22 protein-coding genes are annotated in these 21,056 nt (G+C 69.7%); 11 read left to right on the top strand and 11 right to left on the bottom strand.

The genetic code is table 11. From position 1 onward, the window contains the following. Position 1 precedes the first annotated feature (1 nt). Both ACZ61C_RS25005 and ACZ61C_RS25000 read right to left on the bottom strand, forming a co-directional pair. Positions 2-706: a hypothetical protein gene (locus ACZ61C_RS25005; RefSeq protein ID WP_465310246.1), complete on the bottom strand. Its 705-nt coding sequence runs from the start codon at positions 704-706 to the stop codon at positions 2-4. 84 nt (positions 707-790) lie between these two features. Then, complete coding sequence (locus ACZ61C_RS25000) at positions 791-1,828, bottom strand: uroporphyrinogen decarboxylase/cobalamine-independent methonine synthase family protein (protein ID WP_465310245.1); 1,038 nt, start codon at positions 1,826-1,828, stop codon at positions 791-793. 121 nt (positions 1,829-1,949) lie between these two features. Between ACZ61C_RS25000 and ACZ61C_RS24995 the strand changes: the two genes are divergently transcribed. From ACZ61C_RS24995 to ACZ61C_RS24975, 5 genes are all read left to right on the top strand, one after another. Continuing rightward, positions 1,950-2,774, top strand: a complete 825-nt coding sequence (locus ACZ61C_RS24995) for an LURP-one-related family protein (RefSeq protein ID WP_465310244.1) — start codon at positions 1,950-1,952, stop codon at positions 2,772-2,774. Between the two features lie 104 nt (positions 2,775-2,878). After that, complete coding sequence (locus ACZ61C_RS24990; protein WP_465310243.1) at positions 2,879-3,922, top strand: MBL fold metallo-hydrolase; 1,044 nt, start codon at positions 2,879-2,881, stop codon at positions 3,920-3,922. A 72-nt stretch (positions 3,923-3,994) separates the two neighbouring features. After that, positions 3,995-4,396: a GNAT family N-acetyltransferase gene (locus ACZ61C_RS24985; protein WP_465310242.1), complete on the top strand. Its 402-nt coding sequence runs from the start codon at positions 3,995-3,997 to the stop codon at positions 4,394-4,396. 10 nt (positions 4,397-4,406) lie between these two features. Then, complete coding sequence (locus ACZ61C_RS24980; protein WP_465310241.1) at positions 4,407-4,859, top strand: GNAT family N-acetyltransferase; 453 nt, start codon at positions 4,407-4,409, stop codon at positions 4,857-4,859. Between the two features lie 229 nt (positions 4,860-5,088). Next, entirely contained in the window at positions 5,089-6,369 is a 1,281-nt protein-coding gene (locus ACZ61C_RS24975; protein ID WP_465310240.1) for a DUF222 domain-containing protein, read from the top strand. Between the two features lie 7 nt (positions 6,370-6,376). On the opposite strand, the gene mnmA is transcribed toward ACZ61C_RS24975, so the two are convergent. The 4 genes from mnmA to ACZ61C_RS24955 form a co-directional block, all read right to left on the bottom strand. Further along, positions 6,377-7,468 (bottom strand): tRNA 2-thiouridine(34) synthase MnmA, encoded by a 1,092-nt coding sequence (gene mnmA / locus ACZ61C_RS24970; protein WP_465310239.1) that lies wholly within the window; start codon positions 7,466-7,468, stop codon positions 6,377-6,379. A gap of 4 nt (positions 7,469-7,472) precedes the next feature. Continuing rightward, complete coding sequence (locus ACZ61C_RS24965) at positions 7,473-8,669, bottom strand: cysteine desulfurase family protein (protein WP_465310238.1); 1,197 nt, start codon at positions 8,667-8,669, stop codon at positions 7,473-7,475. 64 nt (positions 8,670-8,733) lie between these two features. After that, on the bottom strand, positions 8,734-10,101 hold the full coding sequence (locus ACZ61C_RS24960) for an MFS transporter (RefSeq protein WP_465310237.1): 1,368 nt from the start codon (positions 10,099-10,101) through the stop codon (positions 8,734-8,736). 43 nt (positions 10,102-10,144) lie between these two features. Further along, complete coding sequence (locus ACZ61C_RS24955) at positions 10,145-11,428, bottom strand: helix-turn-helix transcriptional regulator (RefSeq protein ID WP_465310236.1); 1,284 nt, start codon at positions 11,426-11,428, stop codon at positions 10,145-10,147. Between the two features lie 157 nt (positions 11,429-11,585). Here ACZ61C_RS24955 and ACZ61C_RS24950 point away from each other — a divergent pair, with 157 nt between their 5' ends. After that, positions 11,586-12,488 carry an NADP-dependent oxidoreductase gene (locus ACZ61C_RS24950; protein ID WP_465310235.1) on the top strand — a complete coding sequence of 301 codons (903 nt, stop codon included), beginning with the start codon at positions 11,586-11,588 and terminating at the stop codon, positions 12,486-12,488. Positions 12,489-12,608: 120 nt separating this feature from the next. Here the strand turns inward: ACZ61C_RS24950 and ACZ61C_RS24945 are convergent, their stop codons facing one another. The 4 genes from ACZ61C_RS24945 to ACZ61C_RS24930 all read right to left on the bottom strand — a co-directional run bounded on the left by ACZ61C_RS24945 (position 12,609) and on the right by ACZ61C_RS24930 (position 16,198). Next, positions 12,609-13,487, bottom strand: coding sequence for a lysophospholipid acyltransferase family protein (locus ACZ61C_RS24945; protein WP_465310234.1), 879 nt, complete (start codon positions 13,485-13,487; stop codon positions 12,609-12,611). After that, positions 13,484-14,266: a GNAT family N-acetyltransferase gene (locus ACZ61C_RS24940; RefSeq protein WP_465310233.1), complete on the bottom strand. Its 783-nt coding sequence runs from the start codon at positions 14,264-14,266 to the stop codon at positions 13,484-13,486. Before ACZ61C_RS24940 ends, ACZ61C_RS24945 begins: the two co-directional genes overlap by 4 nt. A gap of 157 nt (positions 14,267-14,423) precedes the next feature. Continuing rightward, complete coding sequence (locus ACZ61C_RS24935; protein ID WP_465310232.1) at positions 14,424-15,383, bottom strand: electron transfer flavoprotein subunit alpha/FixB family protein; 960 nt, start codon at positions 15,381-15,383, stop codon at positions 14,424-14,426. 29 nt (positions 15,384-15,412) lie between these two features. After that, complete coding sequence (locus tag ACZ61C_RS24930; protein WP_465310231.1) at positions 15,413-16,198, bottom strand: electron transfer flavoprotein subunit beta/FixA family protein; 786 nt, start codon at positions 16,196-16,198, stop codon at positions 15,413-15,415. Between the two features lie 244 nt (positions 16,199-16,442). On the opposite strand from ACZ61C_RS24930, the gene ACZ61C_RS24925 reads away from it, so the two are divergent. Then, complete coding sequence (locus ACZ61C_RS24925) at positions 16,443-17,288, top strand: DegV family protein (protein WP_465310230.1); 846 nt, start codon at positions 16,443-16,445, stop codon at positions 17,286-17,288. Here ACZ61C_RS24925 and ACZ61C_RS24920 read toward each other — a convergent pair. Continuing rightward, on the bottom strand, positions 17,266-17,691 hold the full coding sequence (locus tag ACZ61C_RS24920) for a hypothetical protein (RefSeq protein ID WP_465310229.1): 426 nt from the start codon (positions 17,689-17,691) through the stop codon (positions 17,266-17,268). The genes ACZ61C_RS24925 and ACZ61C_RS24920 overlap by 23 nt on opposite strands. A 53-nt stretch (positions 17,692-17,744) precedes the next feature. Between ACZ61C_RS24920 and ACZ61C_RS24915 the strand changes: the two genes are divergently transcribed. The 4 genes from ACZ61C_RS24915 (at position 17,745) to ACZ61C_RS24900 (ending at position 20,953) form a co-directional block, all read left to right on the top strand. Beyond that, positions 17,745-18,518, top strand: a complete 774-nt coding sequence (locus tag ACZ61C_RS24915; protein WP_465310228.1) for a class I SAM-dependent methyltransferase — start codon at positions 17,745-17,747, stop codon at positions 18,516-18,518. Continuing rightward, on the top strand, positions 18,515-20,020 hold the full coding sequence (locus ACZ61C_RS24910; RefSeq protein ID WP_465310227.1) for a 1,4-alpha-glucan branching protein domain-containing protein: 1,506 nt from the start codon (positions 18,515-18,517) through the stop codon (positions 20,018-20,020). Before ACZ61C_RS24915 ends, ACZ61C_RS24910 begins: the two co-directional genes overlap by 4 nt. A gap of 14 nt (positions 20,021-20,034) precedes the next feature. Further along, on the top strand, positions 20,035-20,523 hold the full coding sequence (locus tag ACZ61C_RS24905; RefSeq protein ID WP_465310226.1) for a glutathione peroxidase: 489 nt from the start codon (positions 20,035-20,037) through the stop codon (positions 20,521-20,523). A 217-nt stretch (positions 20,524-20,740) separates the two neighbouring features. Next, positions 20,741-20,953, top strand: coding sequence for a hypothetical protein (locus ACZ61C_RS24900; RefSeq protein ID WP_465310225.1), 213 nt, complete (start codon positions 20,741-20,743; stop codon positions 20,951-20,953). Positions 20,954-21,056 lie beyond the last annotated feature (103 nt).

Below are 21,056 nucleotides of genomic sequence, written 5' to 3'. Positions count from 1 at the left end.
CCTAGTCGGCGGCACCGACATTTTCGTCCGGTCCGCCGGCCAGTCCGCGGACCAGGTCACGGAGCTCCAGAAGGGTGATCGCGCCGGCCGGCTCGGCTTCCGCGGTCTCGACGCGCCGTAACCGTTCGGCGGCGAGACGTTCACCCAATGTCGCGTCGAGGGGCAGGAAGGTCATGGTCTGCCGCGTCGCGTCGTCGAGATCGCCGAACCCCGGGTGGAAGACGGCGACGTCGACGACGTGCTCGTCCTCGTCGACCTGCGCGACCACCCGGACGTCGACCAGCGCGATCCGGTGCGCGCCGAGGTTCACCGTGACCTCGGTCGGATCGGGCACCGGCGGGACCGAGTCATGGTACTCCCAGATCGCGTCCTCGGGCGGCGCGGCGACGCGCCAGGCATCCGTGAACGGCCGCACTTCCGGGTCTTCCTGACCGGTCACGACCAGGGCGTAGATCGCCCGGCGACCACGTTCGAGCGAAAAGTGCAGCCGCGGGTGCAGCGCCTCGACAAGCTGACAGAGCTCGTGCTCCACCCGGTGCGGCTCACCCTCTCCGAGCGCCGCGCTGACCATCGGAAGCAGCTCGAACCAACCGTGCCAGAACGCCTCCGCGGCCGCCGTGGGGTCCTCGGGCACGCGCTGTTCGGGCCACGCGGTGCGCGGGTCGGGCGGATCGGCGTCGGTGTTCTTGCGGCGGAACAGGCGCATGGTTACCGGTGGTCCTCGTTCGATCGGCTACCCCGACACGCTACTTGCCGGGGTGGGCGCCCGTCGGCGAGTTCGCGGATTCCGTCACCAGCCTTCCGGCGGCTCCACGAAAGCCTTGCCGAGGTCACGCGTCAACGCGAGGACCCGGCGCATCCAGTCCGGTGTCGCGCCGGCGAGGCCGCAGGCCGGGGTCGGCACGGCGCGTTCGGCGAGGACGCTGCGGTTGAAGCCGAGCCGGTCGGCCAGCCGGAACGCCGGCTCACCGACGTCTTTCAGGTTGAGCGGGGACGCCGGCGCCGGGGTCGGGACAGCGCCCAGGAAGAGCGTCGCGCCGCCGTCCCAGACTTCGCCGATCTCGTCGAGGAAGGCCGCGGAAGCACCGTCGAGGGCGGCGAGGTCGAAGGCCAGCGCGTCCGCGCCGGCCGCACGCAGCAGAGCGAGCGGCGGTTTCGCGGCGCAGCAGTGCAGGATCACCGGGCCGCCGGTGATCTTCTTCGCGCCGTCGATCACCGTGGCGAGCAGGTCGCGGGCCTCGGGCTCCGGCACTGCCGAAACGTTCCCGTAGCCGGACGGCGTCGACAGTCCCCCGGCCAGCACCGTGGGCAACGACGGCTCGTCGAACTGGACGACCACCGGCGCCCCAGTCCGGGCCTGGACCTCCGCGACGTGTTCGGCGAGTCCGTCCAGCAGGGACGACGTGAAGTCCCGCATGGCACCGCGATCGGTGAGGACCCGGTGGCCGCGGGGCAGCTCGATCCCGGCGCCCAGCGTCCACGGACCGGCCAGCTGGACCTTGAAGACCGGCGGTGTGGCACCGGCCGTCTCCCGTGCCTCCTGGACGGCGTCGAGATCCCAGCGCAGCAGGTCGACCGCCCGGCGGTGGTCGTGACCCGGCCGGGCAGCAACGCGGTAGCCGCTCGGCACGACCTCGATGGCCAGGTCCACCAGCAGCGCAGCGGTCCGGCCGAGTATGTCCGCACCGACACCGCGGGCCGGAAGTTCCGGCAAGTGCGGGAAGTCGGGCAACTCGCCGAAGACGACCGCGGCCGCCTCCGCGGCATCTGTGCCCGGCATCGAACCGATCGCCGTCGCGGCGCCCATGGGCCAAAGTCGCTCAGTCACGACCACTGATTCTGGTCGACCACGTGTCCACGGCGCCGACCGGGCCGCCGCGATGCAGACATTCGCCGCATTTCCTTCTACGAGCACCATCGGCGGGTTCACGCGGATAGGCTGACCGGCCATGACGAGTTCGCCACCGCAGCCGGGCTGGTACCCCGACGCGCGGGACCCCCGTCTGCACCGTTGGTGGGACGGACAGACCTGGACGGCCAACACCCGACCGGCCCACCAGGCGCCGCCACCGAGCGACTCGACGCCGATCGAGCTCGACATCGAGCTCGGCCACGACCCGTCCCGCATCCAAAGCCAGGTCGGCCGCGCGACGCGTGGCCGGGGCAGCGGGCGAACCGGTGGCGGGACGCTGTTCACCGAGCCGATCCTGGTGGTCAACCAGCGAGCCAAGCTGATCGAGATGGCCAACGAGTTCGGCGTCTTCGACCAGCAGGGCAACCGGCTCGGCGGAGTCGTCGAGGTCGGCCAGAGCACGTTGAAGAAGGCGATCCGCCTCCTGACCAAGTACGACCAGTTCCTGACCCACAAGTTCGAGGTCCGCGACGCCAACCACAGCACCGTGCTCAAGGTGACCCGGCCGGCGAAGGTGTTCAAGTCGCGTTTCCTCGTCACCAGGGCCGACGAAACCCCGATCGGCGAGATCGTCCAGGAGAACGTCTTCGGCAAGATCCGCTTCGGCTTCGTCGTCGACGGCCGCCCGGTCGGCGGGATCTTCGCGGAGAACTGGCGCGCCTGGAACTTCTCGATCCGCGACCACGCCGACACCGAAGTCGCCCGGGTGACCAAGACCTGGGGCGGTTTCGTCAAGGCTGCCTTCACCACGGCCGACAACTATGTCGTGGAGATCCCCCACCCGCTGCCGGATCCCCTCGCCAGCATGGTGGTCGCCGCGGCCCTCACGATCGACACCGCCCTGAAGCAGGACACCGACTGAACGAGTGACCGGCGTCTCAGCTTCTCCAGGTGGACAGCGGGCCCGGCACGGCTCAGGGTGAAGAAAGGCCGGGACGCCGAAGTCTCGCCGGGACGGAGGTCACCGTGGAACCGTTGCCGGAAAGCAGCGACAGGAACTGGACCGAGCCCGGAATCTACGAGGTCTCCGCCGGCGTCTACCGGATCCCGTTGCCGCTCCCCAACGACGGCCTGCGCGCGGTCAACGTCTACGCGGTCACCGATGGCGAGAAGCTGGTTCTCGTCGACTCGGGCTGGGCATTGGCCGAAGCGCGGCAACAGCTCGCGCACGCCCTCACCGGCATCAACGCCGAGCTCGGCGACGTCAGCGAATTCCTCGTCACCCACGTGCACCGTGACCACTACTCCCAAGCTGTCGTCCTTCGCCGGGAGTTCGGCTCGAAGATCGCCCTCGGCCAAGACGAAGAGCCGTCACTCAAGGTCTCGGGCAATCCCGACCGGCTTCCGATGGAAGCCCAGATCGATCTCCTGTTCCAGGCCGGCGCGGGCGAAGTCGTCGACGCGTTGGCTCGCGACTTCGGAACGAACCGGCGACACACGGAGGCCGACCTCTGGGAGGCGCCCGACGAGTGGCTGACTCCAGGACCTCGCCCGATCCTGCCCGGACGCGAGTTCGACGTCGTCGCCACTCCAGGACACACCACCGGGCATGTCGTTTTTGTCGACGAGACGGCCGGCCTGCTGTTCTCCGGTGATCACGTGCTACCGCACATCACACCCTCGATCGGCTTCCAGCCCGTCCCGGCCGAGTTGCCGCTCAACGACTTCATCGCCTCACTACGCCTGGTGCGCGCCATGCCGGATCGCCGCATGCTTCCCGCGCACGGTCCCGTGTCCGAAAGCGTGCACACGCGGGTCGACGAGCTGCTGGAGCATCACCGGCAACGCCTCGACACGATGGGCTCGCAGATCGCGGCCGGCGCGAGCACCGCATTCGAAGCCGCACACCGGATCGGCTGGACTCGCCGCAACCGCAAACTGTCCGAAATGGACTCGTTCAACCAGACGCTCGCCGTCCTGGAGACTGCGGCACACCTCGACCTGCTGGTGTCCCAGGGCAAACTGACCACGCAAGCCGTCGACGGTGTTCGGCACTACTCGATGCCCTGAGCAACTCGACCACCCCGGGTAGCCGACTCGTCGCAGTTACACTCTCGACCGGCTTCCTGCATACTGGGCGAAATGGATGTCATCAGACGTGCTCGCGCTACGGACATCGAGGCGCTCGTGCGCCTGTTCGGCGCACCGGGCGAGCCGCTGGCAGCCACGCTTCGGGAGCTCATGACCACGCCGCACGTCACGCTCGTCGTGGCCGAGGACGACAACGGCGTCGCCGGGACGGCTCAACTGACCGTGCTGCGAGGACTCGCCTGGGAAGGCGCCACGCGTGGCCTGCTCGAAGGCATCCGCGCTGTTCGGCGTGGCGTCACCAGCGCTCTCCTGACTTGGGGAATCGACGAAGCTCGCCGGCGAGGCTGCACGCGGCTCCACCTGGATTCCGGGCTCGCCCGCGCCGACCTGCGAGACTTCTACGCACGCTTCGGCTTCGCGCACAGCTATCAAGGGTTCACCCGCGCCCTGTGATACTGGCGCCGTGACCGACTACACCATCCGCAGGGCTGAGCGGGACGACATCGGCGCGATCGTGCACATGCTGGCCGACGACCAGCTCGGCGAAACCCGCGACGATCCCGCAGACCTTGCTCCCTACCTGCGAGCCTTCGAGGAGATCAACGCAGATCCGAACCAGCTTCTGATGGTCGTCGTAGCCGGCGGCGAAGCTGTCGGAACCCTTCAACTGACGATCATTCCCGGCCTGGCCAGGCGTGGGGCACTCCGCGGCCAAGTCGAGGCAGTGCGGATCCGCTCCGACCACCGCGGCTCCGGACTCGGCGGCGATCTCGTGCAGTGGGCGATCGACGAGTCTCGACGCCGCGGATGTGCACTCGTGCAGCTCACGTCGGACGTCTCCAGGACGGAGGCTCACCGCTTCTACGAGCGCCTCGGTTTCGAACCGAGCCACACCGGCTTCAAGCTCAAGCTCTGAGCAGCTGAATTCTCGATATCCCATACGTTTCCGTCTGTCTACATCGGACATTTCTCGGATCGAGCCTCCCTGGGAATCGGCAGCGCACTCGCGCGCATCCGCGAACGATCCCGAATCAATTCGAGTACGTCAAGTCGCGGAGGGCGCGAAAGGGCCGTTCGCTCCCTTCCGTCACCCTTTCTTCCGAACCTCGGTGACTTTTCTTGCGAATCGCCGTACGGTCGCGTTCATGGCCCCTTCACAACCACTCCGCAAGCTCACCCCTCCTACGGCATCCCAGAAACCGCACGACATGCTTCCGGGCACACTGAGATCGGTCCGCGCCGAGCCGGATGCGTTGCAGCGCATGAAAGACGAGGAAGTCGTCGATGTCATCCGCGACACCGACGCGGAGATCTCCAAGCTGCAGGCCCTTCAGCTACGGGCGATCGCGGACCTGAGTGTGCGCAGAAGACGGGCACCCAGCGCAGCCTCGGAAGTGGCTCTCGCGTTGTCCGTCACGGAACACCGTGCCAGTGCAATCGTTTCCGCGGCAACCGCACTGATCGCACGCCTTCCCCGCATGCTGAACCTCATGGACAGCGGGAGGCTCGACCTCTACCGCGCCATGAAGGTCACCGATGCGACATCATGGCTGTCCGGAGATCACCTGCGGGCCGTCGACGCGATGCTCGAGGACCGGGTTCCGGGCCGGAACGCGACCCAAGTTCGCCGAGCCGCGGCTTATGCGGCCGCCAAAGCCGACCCGGAAGGAGCTGCGCTCCGCAACGAACGAAAGCTCAACGAGCGGCGGCTCGCGCTGCATCATCAGGACACCGGCGTGACCCATGTGTCGGTCAACAACGCACCGACTGACAAAGCGACGGCCGCCTACGCCCGCATCGACCGGGCCGCGCGGGCGCTGAAGACGCCGGACGAGTCCCGAACACTGGACCAGCTCCGAGCAGACGTCGCCATCGACCTGTTGCTCAGCGGCACCGGTGGCCCGAGCGAGCGAACCGAGGTGTTCCTGCACATCGACCTGGCAACGTACCTTGGCTTGAACCAGTTGCCGGCGGCTCTGGCGGGGCGCGGACCCATCGCGGCTCCAGTGGCTCGCCGCATCATCAGCGGACCCGACACGACGCTGCGGCGAGTCTTGACCGACCCGCGCAACGGCCAGGCGCTGGAGCTTTCGCCCACGCGCTACCCGCTCACTCCGGCGCACGACGAGTTCATCCGGGTTCGGGACAGGGAGTGCCGGCAGCCCGGATGCACACGTCCCGCACAGAGTTGCGGGATCGAGGCGACACGAGCGCAAGGTGAGCCAGACGAGGTCGCGGCTCAGCCGGTCACCTACTGCTCGCGACATCGCAAGCTCAAGGGCCAGCCTGACTGGGACTACGCAGTCGCCCCTGACGGCACCGTGAACGTCGCGACACCAGGCGGCCGAGTGCACTCGACAACACCGCCGTCGATGCACTCCGGCCGACGGCGTGCTCACAAGGCCCGCAGGAAGCCACGGAGGTGACCAAGCGTCAGCTTGTGCTCGAGATCTTCGCGCTGCCGAGTACGACGTCCCCGTTTTCGGAGTCCGGTCGGTAGAGAACGACGACCTGGCCAGGCGCGACTCCGCGCAGCGGCTCACGCAGGTGCAGCGACATCGTTTCGGAGTCGACGTCGGCAACCGCATCGACGATGCCTCCGTGCGCCCTGACCTGGACTACACACTCGGTCGGCTCGGTCAGCGGTCGGCCACTCGGCCAGATCGCGCGATCGGCTTCGATCGCGGTGACGCCAAGCCCAGCTGCGGAGCCGACCTTGACGGAGCCGGAGACCGGTTCGAGCGAGAGAACGTAACGAGGACGGCCGTCCGGTGCCGGAGCTTCAATCCCGAGGCCCTTGCGCTGCCCGACCGTGAAGCCGTGTACCCCGGTGTGTCGACCGAGCACCGCGCCTGTTTCGGCGTCCACGAGCTCGCCCGGATGCTGTCCAAGGCGGTTCTCCAAGAACTTCTTGGTGTCACCGTCGGGGATGAAGCAGATGTCGTGGCTGTCCGGCTTGTTGGCGACGGACAAGCCGCGTCGCTCCGCCTCGGCCCGCACCTCCGTCTTCCACGAGTCACCCAAGGGGAACATGGCGTGGCTGAGCTGCTCCGCGGTCAGCGAAGCCAGCACGTAGGACTGGTCCTTGCCACTGTCCACGCTTCGGCGTAGCTCGGGCACGCCGTCCACGACCGAAAGGCGCGCGTAGTGGCCCGTCGCGACCGCGTCGAACCCGAGCGCCATCGCCTTTTCGAGGAGAGCCTCGAACTTGATCTTCTCGTTGCAGGTGACACACGGATTCGGCGTGCGACCGGCGGCGTATTCGCCGATGAAGGTCTCGACGACCTCTTCGGTGAACCGCTCGGCGAAATCCCAGATGTAGAAAGGGATTCCGAGAATATCGGCGGCTCGCCGGGCGTCGTGCGAGTCCTCGATGGTGCAGCACCCGCGCGATCCGGTCCGCAAGGTGCCTGGTTTGGCCGACAGCGCCAGGTGCACGCCGACAACGTCGTGTCCGGCGTCGACCGCGCGTGCCGCGGCGACCGCCGAATCCACTCCTCCGCTCATCGCGGCCAAAACCCGCATTGCCTTACACCTCTTGCTTCTGGGTCTGCTTGCGCATCCCGGCCAGGCCGGCCTGACGGGCGCGCGTGACGACTCCGCCGATCTCGGCCGCCACTGCATCAATGTCCGCGGCGGTAGACGTGTGGCCGAGAGAAAAACGGAGAGAACCACGAGCCGCTGCCGGGTCGGCGCCCATGGCAAGTAACACGTGGCTTGGCTGGGCGACTCCAGCCGTACATGCCGATCCCGTCGAACATTCGATGCCCTTGGCGTCGAGCAACATCAGCAAGCTGTCGCCGGCGCACCCGGGGAACGTGAAGTGGGCGTGGCTGGGTAGCCGCTCGCCGGATCCGCCGTTGAGAACGGCGTCGGGGACTTCACGCTGAATGGTCTCGACGAGCCCGTCTCGGAGCTCCTCGAGACGCTTCGCGTATTCGGCTTGGGTCGTGACACTGGCTTGGACCGCAGCGGCAAAACTGACGATGGCCGGGACGTCGAGAGTTCCTGAGCGGACGCTCCGCTCCTGGCCCCCGCCGTGCAGCACGGGCACGCAAGTCACGTCGCGTCCGAGGAGGAGGGCTCCCACCCCGAACGGACCGCCGAGCTTGTGTCCGGTCAGCGTGAGGGCCGCCGCACCGCTTGCCGCGAAGTCGACTGGAACCGCGCCAACGGCCTGGACTGCGTCGGTGTGGAGCGGAATGCCGAATTCGGCGCAGGCCGCGGCGAGTTCGGCGATCGGATTGATCGTTCCGACCTCGTTGTTGGCCCACATCACGGTTGCCAGCGCCACGGTTTCGGGGTCCGCGGCGATCGCGGCGCGCAGGACCTCAGGTGAGACTCGGCCCTGGCTGTCCACCTCCAGCAGCGTGACCTCGGCGCCGGAGTGGGATTCGAGCCATTCGACGGTGTCGAGCACCGCGTGGTGCTCCGCAGCACCGCACAGGATGCGACGGCGCTGCTCCTGCTTGTCGTGGCGAGCCCAGTAGATGCCCTTGACCGCGAGGTTGTCGCTTTCGGTGCCGCCGCCGGTGAAGATCACCTCGGAGGGGCGGGCGCCAAGCGCCTCAGCGATCGTTTCGCGGGCCTCTTCGACCAGGCGGCGGGCTCGGCGGCCTGAAGAATGCAGCGCCGAGGCGTTGCCCACGGTGGACAGCGCCTCAGTCATCGCCGCTATGGCGTCGGGCAACATCGGAGTGGTCGCCGCGTGGTCGAGATAGGTCATCGCCCCTTCAGGGTAGTCCGCTCCAGCGCGTGACGAAGCCCACCCTGGCCCGAGAAGTGGGCTGTCACACCTTTGACGGCCACCGCCCCGTCAGCCGGACGCCCAGCAGCGCGAGTGCCACCAAGGCCACCGTGAGCAGGGCCATCGCCGGGGACGGGGCGAAGACCGAGCCCACTACACCCAGCAGGACGCCGCCCAGACCGATGAGCAGCGCCGAGCCCACCCAGTCGGCGAGCTGCATCGCCGAGGTGTTGAAGCCTCGCTCACCGTCGGGTGAGTAGCGGAGCAGAAGAACCGAGATCGCCGGCATCGCGATGCCCATGCCGGCGCCGCCGACCGCGCAGGCCACGAACGCGGTCCAGCCGGGAAACCAGGGCTGCGATACCAGCCCGAACAGGACCAGCCCGGCCGCGACCAGCCAGAACCCCGTTCGCAAGGACGCCTCACGCGACCAGTTGAGGAACCGGCCCTGGGCCGCCGATGCCGCGGACCAGCCCAATGCCGTGATCGTCAGCGGCAGGCCGGCGAGGGCCGGGCTGTAGCCGTGGACCGCGCTCATCGTCAGGGGCAGGTACGCCTCCATCCCGGCATACGCGCCGGCGATCAGTGCGCGCGAGGCGACGACCGTCGGCAGGCCGGGGCGCGAAGACAGCGTCCCGACCGGCAGGAGCTTCCGGAGCGCGTAGCCCAAGGCCACGAGGCCGACCAGGCCGTAGCCGAGCGCGAGCAGCGACTGGTGCTGGGCCGCCCACGTCAGGGCCGCGACCCCGAGTGCGGCGATGATCGCCTGGGGCACGCTCGCGCGGGGACCGTCGGCGGCGGGCGTGTGCGACGGCAGGCGGCGGACGACCACCACCAGCATGACCACGCCGGCGACCACGAGCGGGACCAGGCCGAGGAAGACCCAGCGCCAGCCGACGCTCACTGTCAGGACGCCGGCCACCGAGGGGCCGATGACCGCCGGCAGGACCCAGGCAGCGGCGTTCGCCGCGTAAATCACCGGGCGCTCGTGGTCGGTGAACGTCAACGCGATCAGGAGCGATACCGAGACCAGGAGCAGACCCGAGCCGAAGCCCTGCAGTGCGCGGCCGAGGAGGAACGTCGCCATCCCGGTCGCCGTTCCCGCGACGACCAGGCCGGCCGCGAACAGCACCGGACCCGCGAGCAACGCCGGGGACGGACCGCGGCGGTCGCCGATCCGGCCCGAAAGCACCGTGGCCACGACGCTCGAGATCAGGAAGATCGTGAACGGCCACGAGTACAGCGACAGGCCATGGAGCTCGGCGACCAGCGTCGGCATCGCCGTCGCGACGCCCATGTTCTCGAATGCGACCAAGGTGACCACGAGCAACAGCGCGATCGTCGTCAGCCGGTGTTCCGCGCTCCACAGCACACTTCGGCGACCAGGGGCCGAGTCGATCGTCGAGGTCATGATCGCAGCGTGCAACCTCCAGCCCGCTGGAGGTCAAGCCGGTTCAAGCGGAGCGGTGCGTCACCGGTTCCAGCCGCAGGTCACGGGCGAGCGCGGCAGCCTCGCCGCGAGAGCTGACGTCGAGCTTGTCGAGGATGTTGCGCACGTGGAACTTGACCGTGTGCTCGCTGAGCTGCAGTTGTTCGGCGATCTGCCGGTTGCGCAGGCCCTGCGAGATTCCGGACAGCACCTCGAGCTCGCGCGGGTTGAGCCGGTCGAGAGGACGCAGCTCCGGCGGTTCGGCGACGCCGAGCGGGAGGACCGCGGTGACCGTCGTGCCCCAGCCGGGCACGGCGTCGACCTCCCAATGGCCGCCGAGGGTCGTGAGGCGCTCGGTCAGGCCTCGGGCCGGGACCGCGTCGGCGACCTCGGGACTGTCGTCGCGGACGGTGATCCGGAGCACCGATCCGTCCGGCCGCCAGGACGCCCGGAGGCGCGTGGTCGCGGAACGGTCCAAAGCCGCGAGCACCAGGCCGCGGGTCAGGGTCCGCGCCGTGTGGGCGATGTCCTGCGGGAGGGACGCGTCGCCGACCGGGTCCACCAGGTCGACGTCGACGTCGGTGTGGCGCACGAGGTCGGCGAGCTGGGTCTTGAGCACCGCGAAGGCCGCGCCCGCCTGCTCCGCGGACAGCGCTTGGTCGCGATCGACGACACCCTTCAGCTCCAGCAGCGCGTCGGTGGCGAGGTCGACCGCGGTGCGACGGGCGACGGTGTCGGAGAGCCGTCCCGAGCGGAGGACCGCCAGGAGCGTGGTCAGGGTCGCCGCGTGGGTCTGGCCCAGGTCGGTGATCGCCTGGGCTCGTGCGGTGGCCGCGGCGAGGTTGCTGGCCAGGATGTCCGGACCCGGGTCGGTCGCGCGCTGGCCCGCGTCGGTGCTGAGGATGTGCCACAGCTGCCCGGCCAGCTCCAGCTCCGCGGGCGGCAGCTCCGAGCTCTCCGGCACGACGGCGAGCACGGCGCCCTTGCCGACAGGCGGCATCGAAGAGAGCAGGACGAGACGCCGTTCGACGCCTCCGAGGACGCCGTCCACCACCAGCGCCCGGCCCGGCTCACTGCGCTCGACCAGCCGCTGCAGCTCCACGCTCGTCACCGCGCGGGCGATCGTCTCGTCGCCGACGACCTTGATCGGGCTGCGGGGACAGTCGCCCGTCTGCATGGCGGCCGCGTGATGCGGGATCAGCTTGCCCAGCTCGGCGGAGAACCGGTGGAGCAGCTGAGGCCGCGGAGCCGACAGCAGCCGCTCGACGACGTCCAAGACGTGTCGCGGATCCGACCAGGGAGCATCCATGCCGTCCAAGGTAGGCGGACCCAGCTCGGGACGGCCTGCTCGTCCGGCTAGTGAACACTGCTCGTCCGGGTGGTTCGGCGGGCCCGCCCGGCGGGTTGACTCGCTGAGGAGGACATTCGAACACCGAAGATCACCGAACGAGGAGCGCCGAAACACCATGCGAGCGATCACCTTCTCCGCCTACGGCGGGCCGGACGTCCTGCAGCTGTCCGAGGTGCCGGTGCCGGAGCCCGGTCCGGGCCAGGTTCGGCTGGCCATCCGGGCCGCCGGCATCAACCCGATCGACTGGAAGATCCGCAGCGGCGCCATGCAGCAGAACTTCGGCGTCTCCTTCCCGCACACCCCCGGTCTCGAGGTGGCCGGGGTCGTCGACGCCGCGGGCGAGGGCGCGGAGTTCGCCGTCGGTGACGAGGTCTTCGGCTGGTCCGAGACCGGTGCCTACGCCGAGTACGCGCTGGCGAAGACGCTCGCGCCGAAGCCCGCGAGCCTGTCGTGGGCGGACGCGGCCGCGCTGCCGGTCGCCGGCGAGACCGCGCTTCGCGCCCTCGGACTGCTCGAGGTCCGCGAAGGCGACACACTGCTGATCCACGGCGCCAGCGGCACGGTGGGCCGGTTCGCCGCGCAGGTGGCCGTCGCCCAGGGAGCGACCGTCATCGGCACCGGCGGAAGCCGAAGCCTCGACGACCTGAAGTCGCTCGGGGTCGTGCCGGTGCTGTACGGCGACGGCTGGGTCGAGCGGGTCCGCGAAGCCGTGGCCGGACCGGTGGACGCCGTTTTCGACGCCGCCGGGCACGGGGTGCTGCCCGGGTCCGTCGAGCTGCGGGGCACCAAAGACCGGATCATCACCATCGCCGACGCCGCCGCGTTCGAGCTGGGTGTCACCTTCTCCAGTGGCGGCGAGCAGTCGCGCGAAGTGCTCACCGGGATCGCGACCTGGGTGACCGACCGCGGAGTCGGCATCGCGCAGGGCAAGAGCTACCCGCTGGCGGAAGCGGCGGCCGCGCAGACCGAGAGCCAGGGCGGGCACCCCGGCGGGAAGCTCACGCTCGCCGTGAGCTGAGCGTTCGCCGGATTTCGGCAACACGCGCGAACGGGCCTGTCATCCCTCGATGACAGGCCCGTCGTCGTCAGAAGAACCGCAACCCGGGCCCGTCGCCGGATCGCGGCGACCGGGCCCGGATCACTTCGCGGGAGGCGAAGCCAGGGGTGCGGGCCGCGGGGCCCGGCGGCGCTGCTGGGCCGGGATCTGGACCGTGCCCAGTGCGGAGTGGACGGCCGACTCCGCGAGAGCCGCCAGTTCGCGGCGGGTCTCCGCCCGCCCCGGGGCGATCTCCGGGCAGATGTGGACCTCCAGCACCAGGCCGCGCAGGGACGCGACCCGCCGCAGCGACGCGATCAGCGACTCGGGGCCGATGAACGCCGGACGGCTCGTCTCGCGGCCGTCGGCCAGGCGGTAGCGCAGCGCGATCGGACGGACCGGGACACCGCCGTCGATGGCCGCCTGGAACGTCGCGGTCGTAAATCGACCAGAGGCCAGGCCGCACCACGTCGTCCCCTCCGGGGTGACGCTCACCAGCGAGCCCGACCGCAGCGCCTCGGCCAGCTCGGTCATCGTCGCGGGCAGCGTCTTCAACCGCTCGCGGTCGAGGAAGATGCTGCCGCCGCGGCGGACCAGGACGCCCAGCACCGGCCAGCTCGCGATCTCCTTCTTGGCCAGCGCGCGCATCGGCCTCAGCGCGTTGATCGCGACGATGTCCAGCCACGAGATGTGGTTGTTGACCACCAGCGCGCCACGCCCGGCCGGCGCGGTGCGGAGGTCGGCGCCGCCCCGGATGTCCAGGCGGACGCCGAACGCCCGCAGCACGCCCTGGAAGATCAGCCGGACCCGGTACTCGCGGCCCCACGAGACCAGCAGCAGCGGCGCCGTCGCCAGCGCCGCGAGCACGACCAGGATCGCCGCGGTGAAGCGCAGCACCCGTCGCGGGAAGCCGACGACCGGGTCACCGCCGGTCAGGCAGCCGTCGCCGCAGGGCGACGTCGGCATCCAGGCGTGGCTCATACCTGGACCCCGAGGAAGAACTTCAGGTACCGCTCGTCGACGTTGTGCAGGTCGAGCACGACGAAGAAGTCCGCGACCCCGAAGTCGGCGTCGAGCGCGGGCGGGCCGTAGGCCTTGGCGCCCAGGCGGACATAGCCCTTGATCAGCGGCGGCAGGATCGAGCGAGCGGGGCGTTCGATCCCCGACGCGTCCCACGGGATCAGCGGCGAGACGCGCGTGGCCTCGTCCGAGTAGTGCTTGGTGCGCAGGACGTCCCAGACGCCGGCGGCGAACGAACCGCCGTCCACCAGCGGGACCGACGCGCAACCGGCGAGGTAGCGGTGGCCGGAAAGCAGCATGTAGCGGGCGATGCCGGCCCAGACCAGGCTGACGACGGCGCCGCTGCGGTGGTCCGGGTGCACGCACGACCGGCCGGTCTCGACCAGGTGCGGCCGCAGGCTGTCGAGCGCGCTCAGGTCGAACTCGCTGTCGGCGTACAGCTTTCCCGCCTGGGCGGCGCGCTCCGGCGGGAGCATCCGGTAGCAGCCGACGATCTCGCCCGTGTTGTCGTCGCGGACCACGAGGTGGTCGCAGAACTGGTCGAACTCGTCGACATCGAGCCCGGGCTGCGGGGAGTGCAGGCGCGCGCCCATTTCCTCGGCGAAAACCCGGTGACGCAGCTTCTGCGCCGCGACCACTTCTTCGTTCGCGTGAGCGACGAGGAGGGAGTACCGGGGGGCGTCCGCGGGGAGCTCGGCACCCGCCTGATCAGTGCTGACGAGAAGCTGTGACGTCGTCATGGTCAAGGTTTACCTGCGCGGAGGAAACCGCGGAGAGTGCCATCCGATGACCGATTAGTGCACGTTCAGTTAATTGCGGGTTCTCAGGCTTCTCTCAGGTCACAGAGACGCGCGAAGGGCCTTCCGGGCGTACCCGGAAGGCCCTTCGGACGTACAATCAGCCCTTGCGCTTCTCGACCGCTTCGGTCAGCTGCGGCGCCACGTTGAACAGGTCGCCGACGATGCCGAAGTCGGCGATCTCAAAGATCGGCGCCTCCGCGTCCTTGTTGACGGCAATGATCGTCTTCGACGTCTGCATGCCGGCGCGGTGCTGGATCGCCCCGGAGATGCCGAGCGCGATGTACAGCTGCGGCGACACGGTCTTGCCGGTCTGGCCCACCTGGAACTGCGCCGGGTAGTAACCGGAGTCGACGGCGGCACGCGACGCGCCGACGGCCGCGCCGAGCGAGTCGGCCAGCTTCTCGACGACGTCGAACTTCTCCGCCGAGCCGACACCACGGCCACCGGAGACCACGATCGAGGCCTCGGTCAGCTCCGGCCGGTCACCGCCGGTCACCGGCTCGACGCCGGTGACCTTGGTGGACTTCGCCGCGTCGATCGCGGGGACCTCGACGGTCTCCTCGGCCGCCGCGCCCTCGGCGGGCTCGGCCTCGACCGCACCCGGGCGGATGGAGACGACCGGAGTGCCCTTCGCGGCCTTCGACTTGACCGAGAACGCGCCACCGAAGATGGACTGGTCGATGACGCCGTCGCCGTTGACGCCCACGGCGTCGTAGATCAGGCCGGAGCCCAGGCGCACGGCCAGCCGCGCGGCGACCTCCTTGCCCTCACCGCTGGCGGTGACGAGCACGGCGGCCGGGGACGCCTGCTGCGCGAGCGCGGCGAGCACGTCCACCTTGGGTGTGACCAGGTAGTTCGCGGCGTCGTCGCCTTCCGCGACATACACCTTCGCGGCGCCGTGCGACGCCAGCGCCTGCTTCGCCTTGGCGGCGGTCCCGGTCGGGCCGACGACGACGGCCGACGGCTCACCGAGCGCGCGGGCGGCGGTCAGCAGCTCGAGCGTGACCTTCTTGACCTCACCGTCGACGTGGTCGACGAGGACGAGTACTTCAGCCATGTTCTTGGATCCTCCTCGAAGAGCCGTTGTCAGATGAGCTTCTGGCCGACCAGGTACTCGGCGACCTTCGTGCCGCCGTCACCCTCGTCCTCGACCTTCTCGCCGGCGGTGCGCGGCGGCTTCGGCGAGGACTCGGTCACCGTGGACCACGCGTTGGCCAGGCCGACCTCACCCGCGTCGACACCCAGGTCGGCGATGGTGAACGTCTCGACCGGCTTCTTCTTCGCGGCCATGATGCCCTTGAAGGACGGGTAGCGCGGCTCGTTGATCTTTTCGCCGACGCTGACCACCGCGGGCAGGTTCGCCTCGAGGTGGGTGAGGCCGTCCTCGGTCTCGCGGGTCGCCTTGACGGTCGAGCCGTCGACCGTGACCTCGCGGGCGTAGGTGACCTGCGGCAGGCCCAGCAGCTCGGCGAGGATCGCCGGGACGGCGCCACCGCGGCCGTCGGAGGACTCGTTGCCGGCGATGATCAGGTCGTAGCCTTCGACTTTGCCGATCGCGGCGGCGATGACCTTCGCGGTGGCGATGGCGTCGGAGCCGTGCAGCGCCTCGTCGGAGACGTGGATGGCCTTGTCGGCGCCCATGGACAGCGCCTTGCGGATGGCGTCGGTCGCGCGGTCGGGGCCCACCGAGATCACGGTGACCTCGCCCTCGCCGGCTTCCTTGATCTTCAGCGCTTCTTCGACGGCCTTCTCGTTGATCTCATCGAGGACGGCGTCGGCGGATTCGCGGTCAAGGGTGTGGTCGGACCCGTTGAGCTTCCGCTCCGAGTAGGTGTCCGGTACCTGCTTGACCAGGACGACGATGTTGGTCATGGGTCTTCTTCGACCTCCCGGTTGTGGCCCGCGGAAGCACCACGGGTCAGTGCTCTACTGGCCGGTAGATTAGGGGCATTCGGCCGCCAGGACCCGCCGAGGTGACGCCATTCACCTGGATGCGCAATCTAGTGGGACCATCGTCCCGGTAGTCGACCGGTTACCCCACCCGAACCGCCGTTCGTCCGATCGGACCAACTACGGCCTACTCGCAGTAGGTCGTTAGGGGTTAACCTCCGGCACCATGCCCGCGCGCATCGCCGTCATCACCGACTCCAGCTCCTGCCTCCCCGACCTCGTCGCCTCCCGCTGGGCCATCGGGGTCGTCCAGATCCAGCTGAACGTGGGTGGTCATTTCGACGACGAAAACCGCTTCGAACGCGGCGAGGTCATCGACGCGATGAGAGCCGGGCAGATGATCACCACCTCGCCCCCGGACCCGGGGGCGTTCTTCTGGACCTACCAGGAAGCGGCCGCCTCGGGCGCGACCGCGATGGTCAGCGTCCACATCTCCGGCCGCATGTCCGACACCGTCCGCGCGGCCCGGGAGGCCGCCCAGCAGGTCCGCATCCCCGTGCACGTCCTCGACAGCCGCACCACCGGCATGAGCCTCGGCTTCGCCGCCGTCTCGGCGGCCCGGGCGGCCGCGGCCGGCGCGGACGCCGACCGCGTCATCGAAGCCGCCGAACGCCGGTGCTTCACCAGCACCGAGTTCATCTACGTCGACACGCTGGAGTACCTCCGCCGGGGCGGGCGGATCGGCGCCGCACAGGCCATGGTCGGCACCGCGCTCTCGATCAAGCCGCTGCTCACGGTCACGGACGGCGAGGTCGCGCCGCTGGCCCGCGTCCCCGGCACACGGCGGGCCCTGGCCAAGATGGTCGACCTCGCGGTCAAGAAGTCCGGCGGTTTCCGCGCCGACATCGCCGTGACCCGGTTCGGCGCGAGCGACCACGAGCTCGAGATCGGCCGGCAGATCGAACGCCGGGTGCCCGCGATGGCCGAGAGCATGGTCGTCGAAGCGAGCACGGTCATCGGCGCGCACCTGGGCCCCGGCGCGCTCGGCATCACGGTGTCGCCGGTGTACTGACCCGGCGTCCGGGGACCACCAGGAGGACGAGCGGCACCAGCACGGTCAGCCCCGTCAGCGCGATGATGAGCACCTGGTCGATCGTCTCGAAATGCCACACGTGCCCGAGGTGGTAGAAGAAGTGCGGCACGCAGTAGAGCAGTGCCGCGACCGAAGCCAGCCGGGCCGCGGCTGTGGTGCCGATCACGGCGGCGCCGATCAGCGTCGCCGCGAGCGCCAGGTTGAGTCCGCCGAAGTCGCGCAGCAGGTGCTCGTTGAACGGGCCGTCCATCGAGACCCAGCCCGTCCGGACGCCGGGAAAGTCCTGGTAGAAGCCGGTTGGTGTGATCAATGGCCACAACCCGATCGGGACCTCGACGAGGCCGAAGAGGACGAGCAGAACACGGGTGATTGTCTTTTGCATGACCACGGAACGACACGGCCGGGCCGGACGTGACAACCGCTAGGGTCGCGGAGGTGACCACCCCAGCCACCCGGGCCGAGGCGCTGCACCTGACCGGCGAACGGACCGTCCCCGGCATCCCCGAGGAAAATTACTGGTTCAGGCGCCACGAAGCCGCGTACGCCGCTCTCGTCCCTTTTTGCGAGAACGCGACGGTGCTCGAAGCCGGCTGTGGTGAGGGTTACGGCGCCGGGCTCATCGCCGCGACGGCCCGCCGGGTGCTCGCGCTGGACTACGACGTACCGACCACCGAGCACGTCGCCTGCCGCTATCCCGAGGTCGGCGTCGCGGCGGCGAACCTGGCGTTCCTGCCGGTGCGGAATGCCGTGGTCGACGTCGTGGCCAATTTTCAGGTCATCGAGCACCTGTGGGACCAGGCCGGGTTCCTCGCCGAGTGCCGGCGCGTGCTCAAACCGGGCGGAAAACTGCTGGTCACGACCCCGAACCGGCTGACTTTCACCCCGGACAGCGACACACCGCTGAACCCGTTCCACACTCGCGAGCTAGCGCCGACGGAGCTGGCCGGGCTCCTCACCGACGCGGGTTTCGAGGTCGAGACCCTGCACGGCCTGCATCACGGCGAGGCCGTGCGCGCGCTCGACGAGCGGTACGGCGGTTCGATCATCGACGCCCAGCTCGACGTCGTCATGGGCTCGCTGCCGGGTCACGCCGTCTGGCCGGCGGCGCTGCTCGCCGACGTCGCCGCGATCGAGGCGACGGGCTTCACCATTCACGGCGAAGACCTCGACGCGAGCCTCGACCTGGTCGCCGTGGCGGTGCGCCGATGAGCGAAGGCACCTTTTGCCTGGTCGTGCACAGCCACCTGCCGTGGCTGCCGCACCACGGGAGCTGGCCGGTCGGCGAGGAATGGCTGTACCAGGCCTGGGCGCACTCCTACCTGCCGATGGTCGACCTGCTGGAGCGCTTCGCCGCCGAAGGCCGCCGCGAGGTGCTGACCCTGGGTGTGACGCCGGTGCTCGCCGCGCAGCTCGACGACCCGTACAGCATCCGCGCCTGCCATGACTGGCTCGGCGACTGGCAGCTGCGCGCCCAACATGCGTCGACGCTGTGGCGAGGCGACCCGCTGTTGCGCGAGCTCGCGGCGGCCGAGTACCGGACCGCGGTCCGTGCGGCCGACGAGCTCGGCACGCGCTGGCGCCACGGCTTCTCCCCCGTCCTGCGGTCGTTGGTCGAAAATTCGACGATCGAACTCCTCGGCGGGCCGCTGGCCCACCCGTTCCAGCCCCTGCTCGACCCGCGGGTGCGCGAGTTCGCGCTGAACGCCGGTCTCGCCGACACGGCGCTGCGGCTCGGGTCGCGGCCCGAGGGAATCTGGGCGCCGGAGTGCGGCTACGCGCCTGGTATGGAAAACGACTACGCGGCCGCGGGCGTCCGGCGCTTCCTGGTCGACGGCCCCTCGCTGCGCGGCGAGACCTTCGCCGCGCGCCCGGTCGGCGACACCGACGTCCTCGCGTTCGGCCGGGACCTCGAGGTCACGTACCGGGTCTGGTCGCCGAAGGCCGGGTACCCCGGCCACGCCGCGTACCGCGACTTCCACACGTGGGCGCACGAGGTCGGGCTCAAGGCGTCGCGCGTCACCGGCAAGACGGTCGAGCCCGCGGACAAGGCGCCGTACGACCCGTCGCTGGCCGCGGACATCCTGGGGCTGCACGTCAAGGACTTCGTCGACACCGTCGTGACGCGGCTCCGTTCGCTCAAAAAACAACACGGGCGCGAGGCGCTCGTGGTCGCCGCTTACGACACGGAGCTGTTCGGGCACTGGTGGCACGAAGGACCGGCCTGGCTGGAGGGCGTGCTGCGCGCGCTGCCCGAGGCCGGGGTCCGGGTGACGACGCTGAAGGGCGCGGCCGAAGCCGGGCACGTCGACGAGCCGATCGACCTCCCGGCGTCGTCGTGGGGGTCGGGCAAGGACTGGCGCGTCTGGGACGGCGAGCAGGTCAAGGACATGGTGGCCGCGAACACCGCCCTGCAGCGGCGGCTGCTCGACCTCGTTGCCGGTTTGGCGACCACGGCTCGCGACACCGTCGCCGACCAGGCCGTCGCCGAGGCGATGCTGGCGCTCGAGAGCGACTGGGCGTTCATGGTCACCAAGGACTCCGCCGCCGACTACGCGCAGCGCCGCGCGACGGTGCACACCGAGCGTTTCGACGCCTTGGCCGATTTGCTGCGACGCGGCGACCGCGCACGGGCCGAGGAGCTGGCGGCCGCCTACCGCTCCGACGACGGACCGTTCGGGCACCTCGACGCCCGGGCGCTGAAGCACGATTGAAAGGGACTCACCGGATGGGGATCCACGAAATTCCGCTCAAGACCCTTGACGGCCAGGTCAGCTCGCTGGGCGCGCTGACCGGCAAGGCGCTGCTCGTGGTCAACGTCGCGTCGAAGTGCGGCCTGACCCCGCAGTACTCCGGCTTGGAACGGCTCCAGGAACGCTTCGGCGGCCAGGGCTTCTCCGTGGTCGGTTTTCCGTGCAACCAGTTCGCCGGCCAGGAGCCGGGCAGTGCGGAGGAGATCCAGACGTTCTGCTCGACGACCTACGGCGTCACGTTTCCGCTGTTCGAGAAGATCGACGTCAACGGCGAGGACCGGCACCCGCTCTACGCCGAGCTGACCAAGACCTCGGACGCCGACGGCGAGTCCGGCGACGTCCAGTGGAACTTCGAGAAGTTCCTGATCGGCGCCGACGGTGCGGTTCTGGCCCGGTTCCGGCCTCGTACCGAGCCGGAGGACGACGCGGTCGTCAAGGCCATCGAAGCCGCGCTGCCGGCGTGACACGGGGCGGGGGACGTCGTGTCCCCCGCCTTTCCCGGAATTCACCGGATCGACGGGTTCCTGCGGCCATCCGGGTACCACGGAAACAGTACCGAAAATGATTCCCATGATCCGGTCGGGCGGATCACGGGTGATCAGCCTGCCGTTTTCCCCACTCCGCACCGAATACTTTTCACGACGCCATTCCGGCGTCGAAGTGCGGAGAAGGGATCATGGGATGACTACCTCCAGGCGACGGGCCGCGCTGGCCGCGTTCCCGGTGGCACTCGGACTGCTGCTGGCCGGCCCCGCGGTGGGCACCGCGTCGGCCGCGCCGTCCTCCGACGCGGCGAGCCAGGCTCGCCACTGCGTGCTGTGCGTCGGCCACCACCATCACCACGGGCACATCCACATCCTGGGCCTGCACCTCGGCCTCTGGCTGCACCTCTAGGTCCCGGTCGTGGGGGGGGGGGGGGGGGGGGGGGGGGGGGGGGGGGGGGGGGGGGGGGGGGGGGGGGGGGGGGGGGGGGGGGGGGGGGGGGGGGGGGGGGGGG

The sequence above is a fragment of the Amycolatopsis sp. NPDC104587 genome (assembly GCF_055583645.1).
Note: the sequence above shows the minus strand (reverse complement) of the source record. Positions and strands in the feature narration are given on the sequence as shown.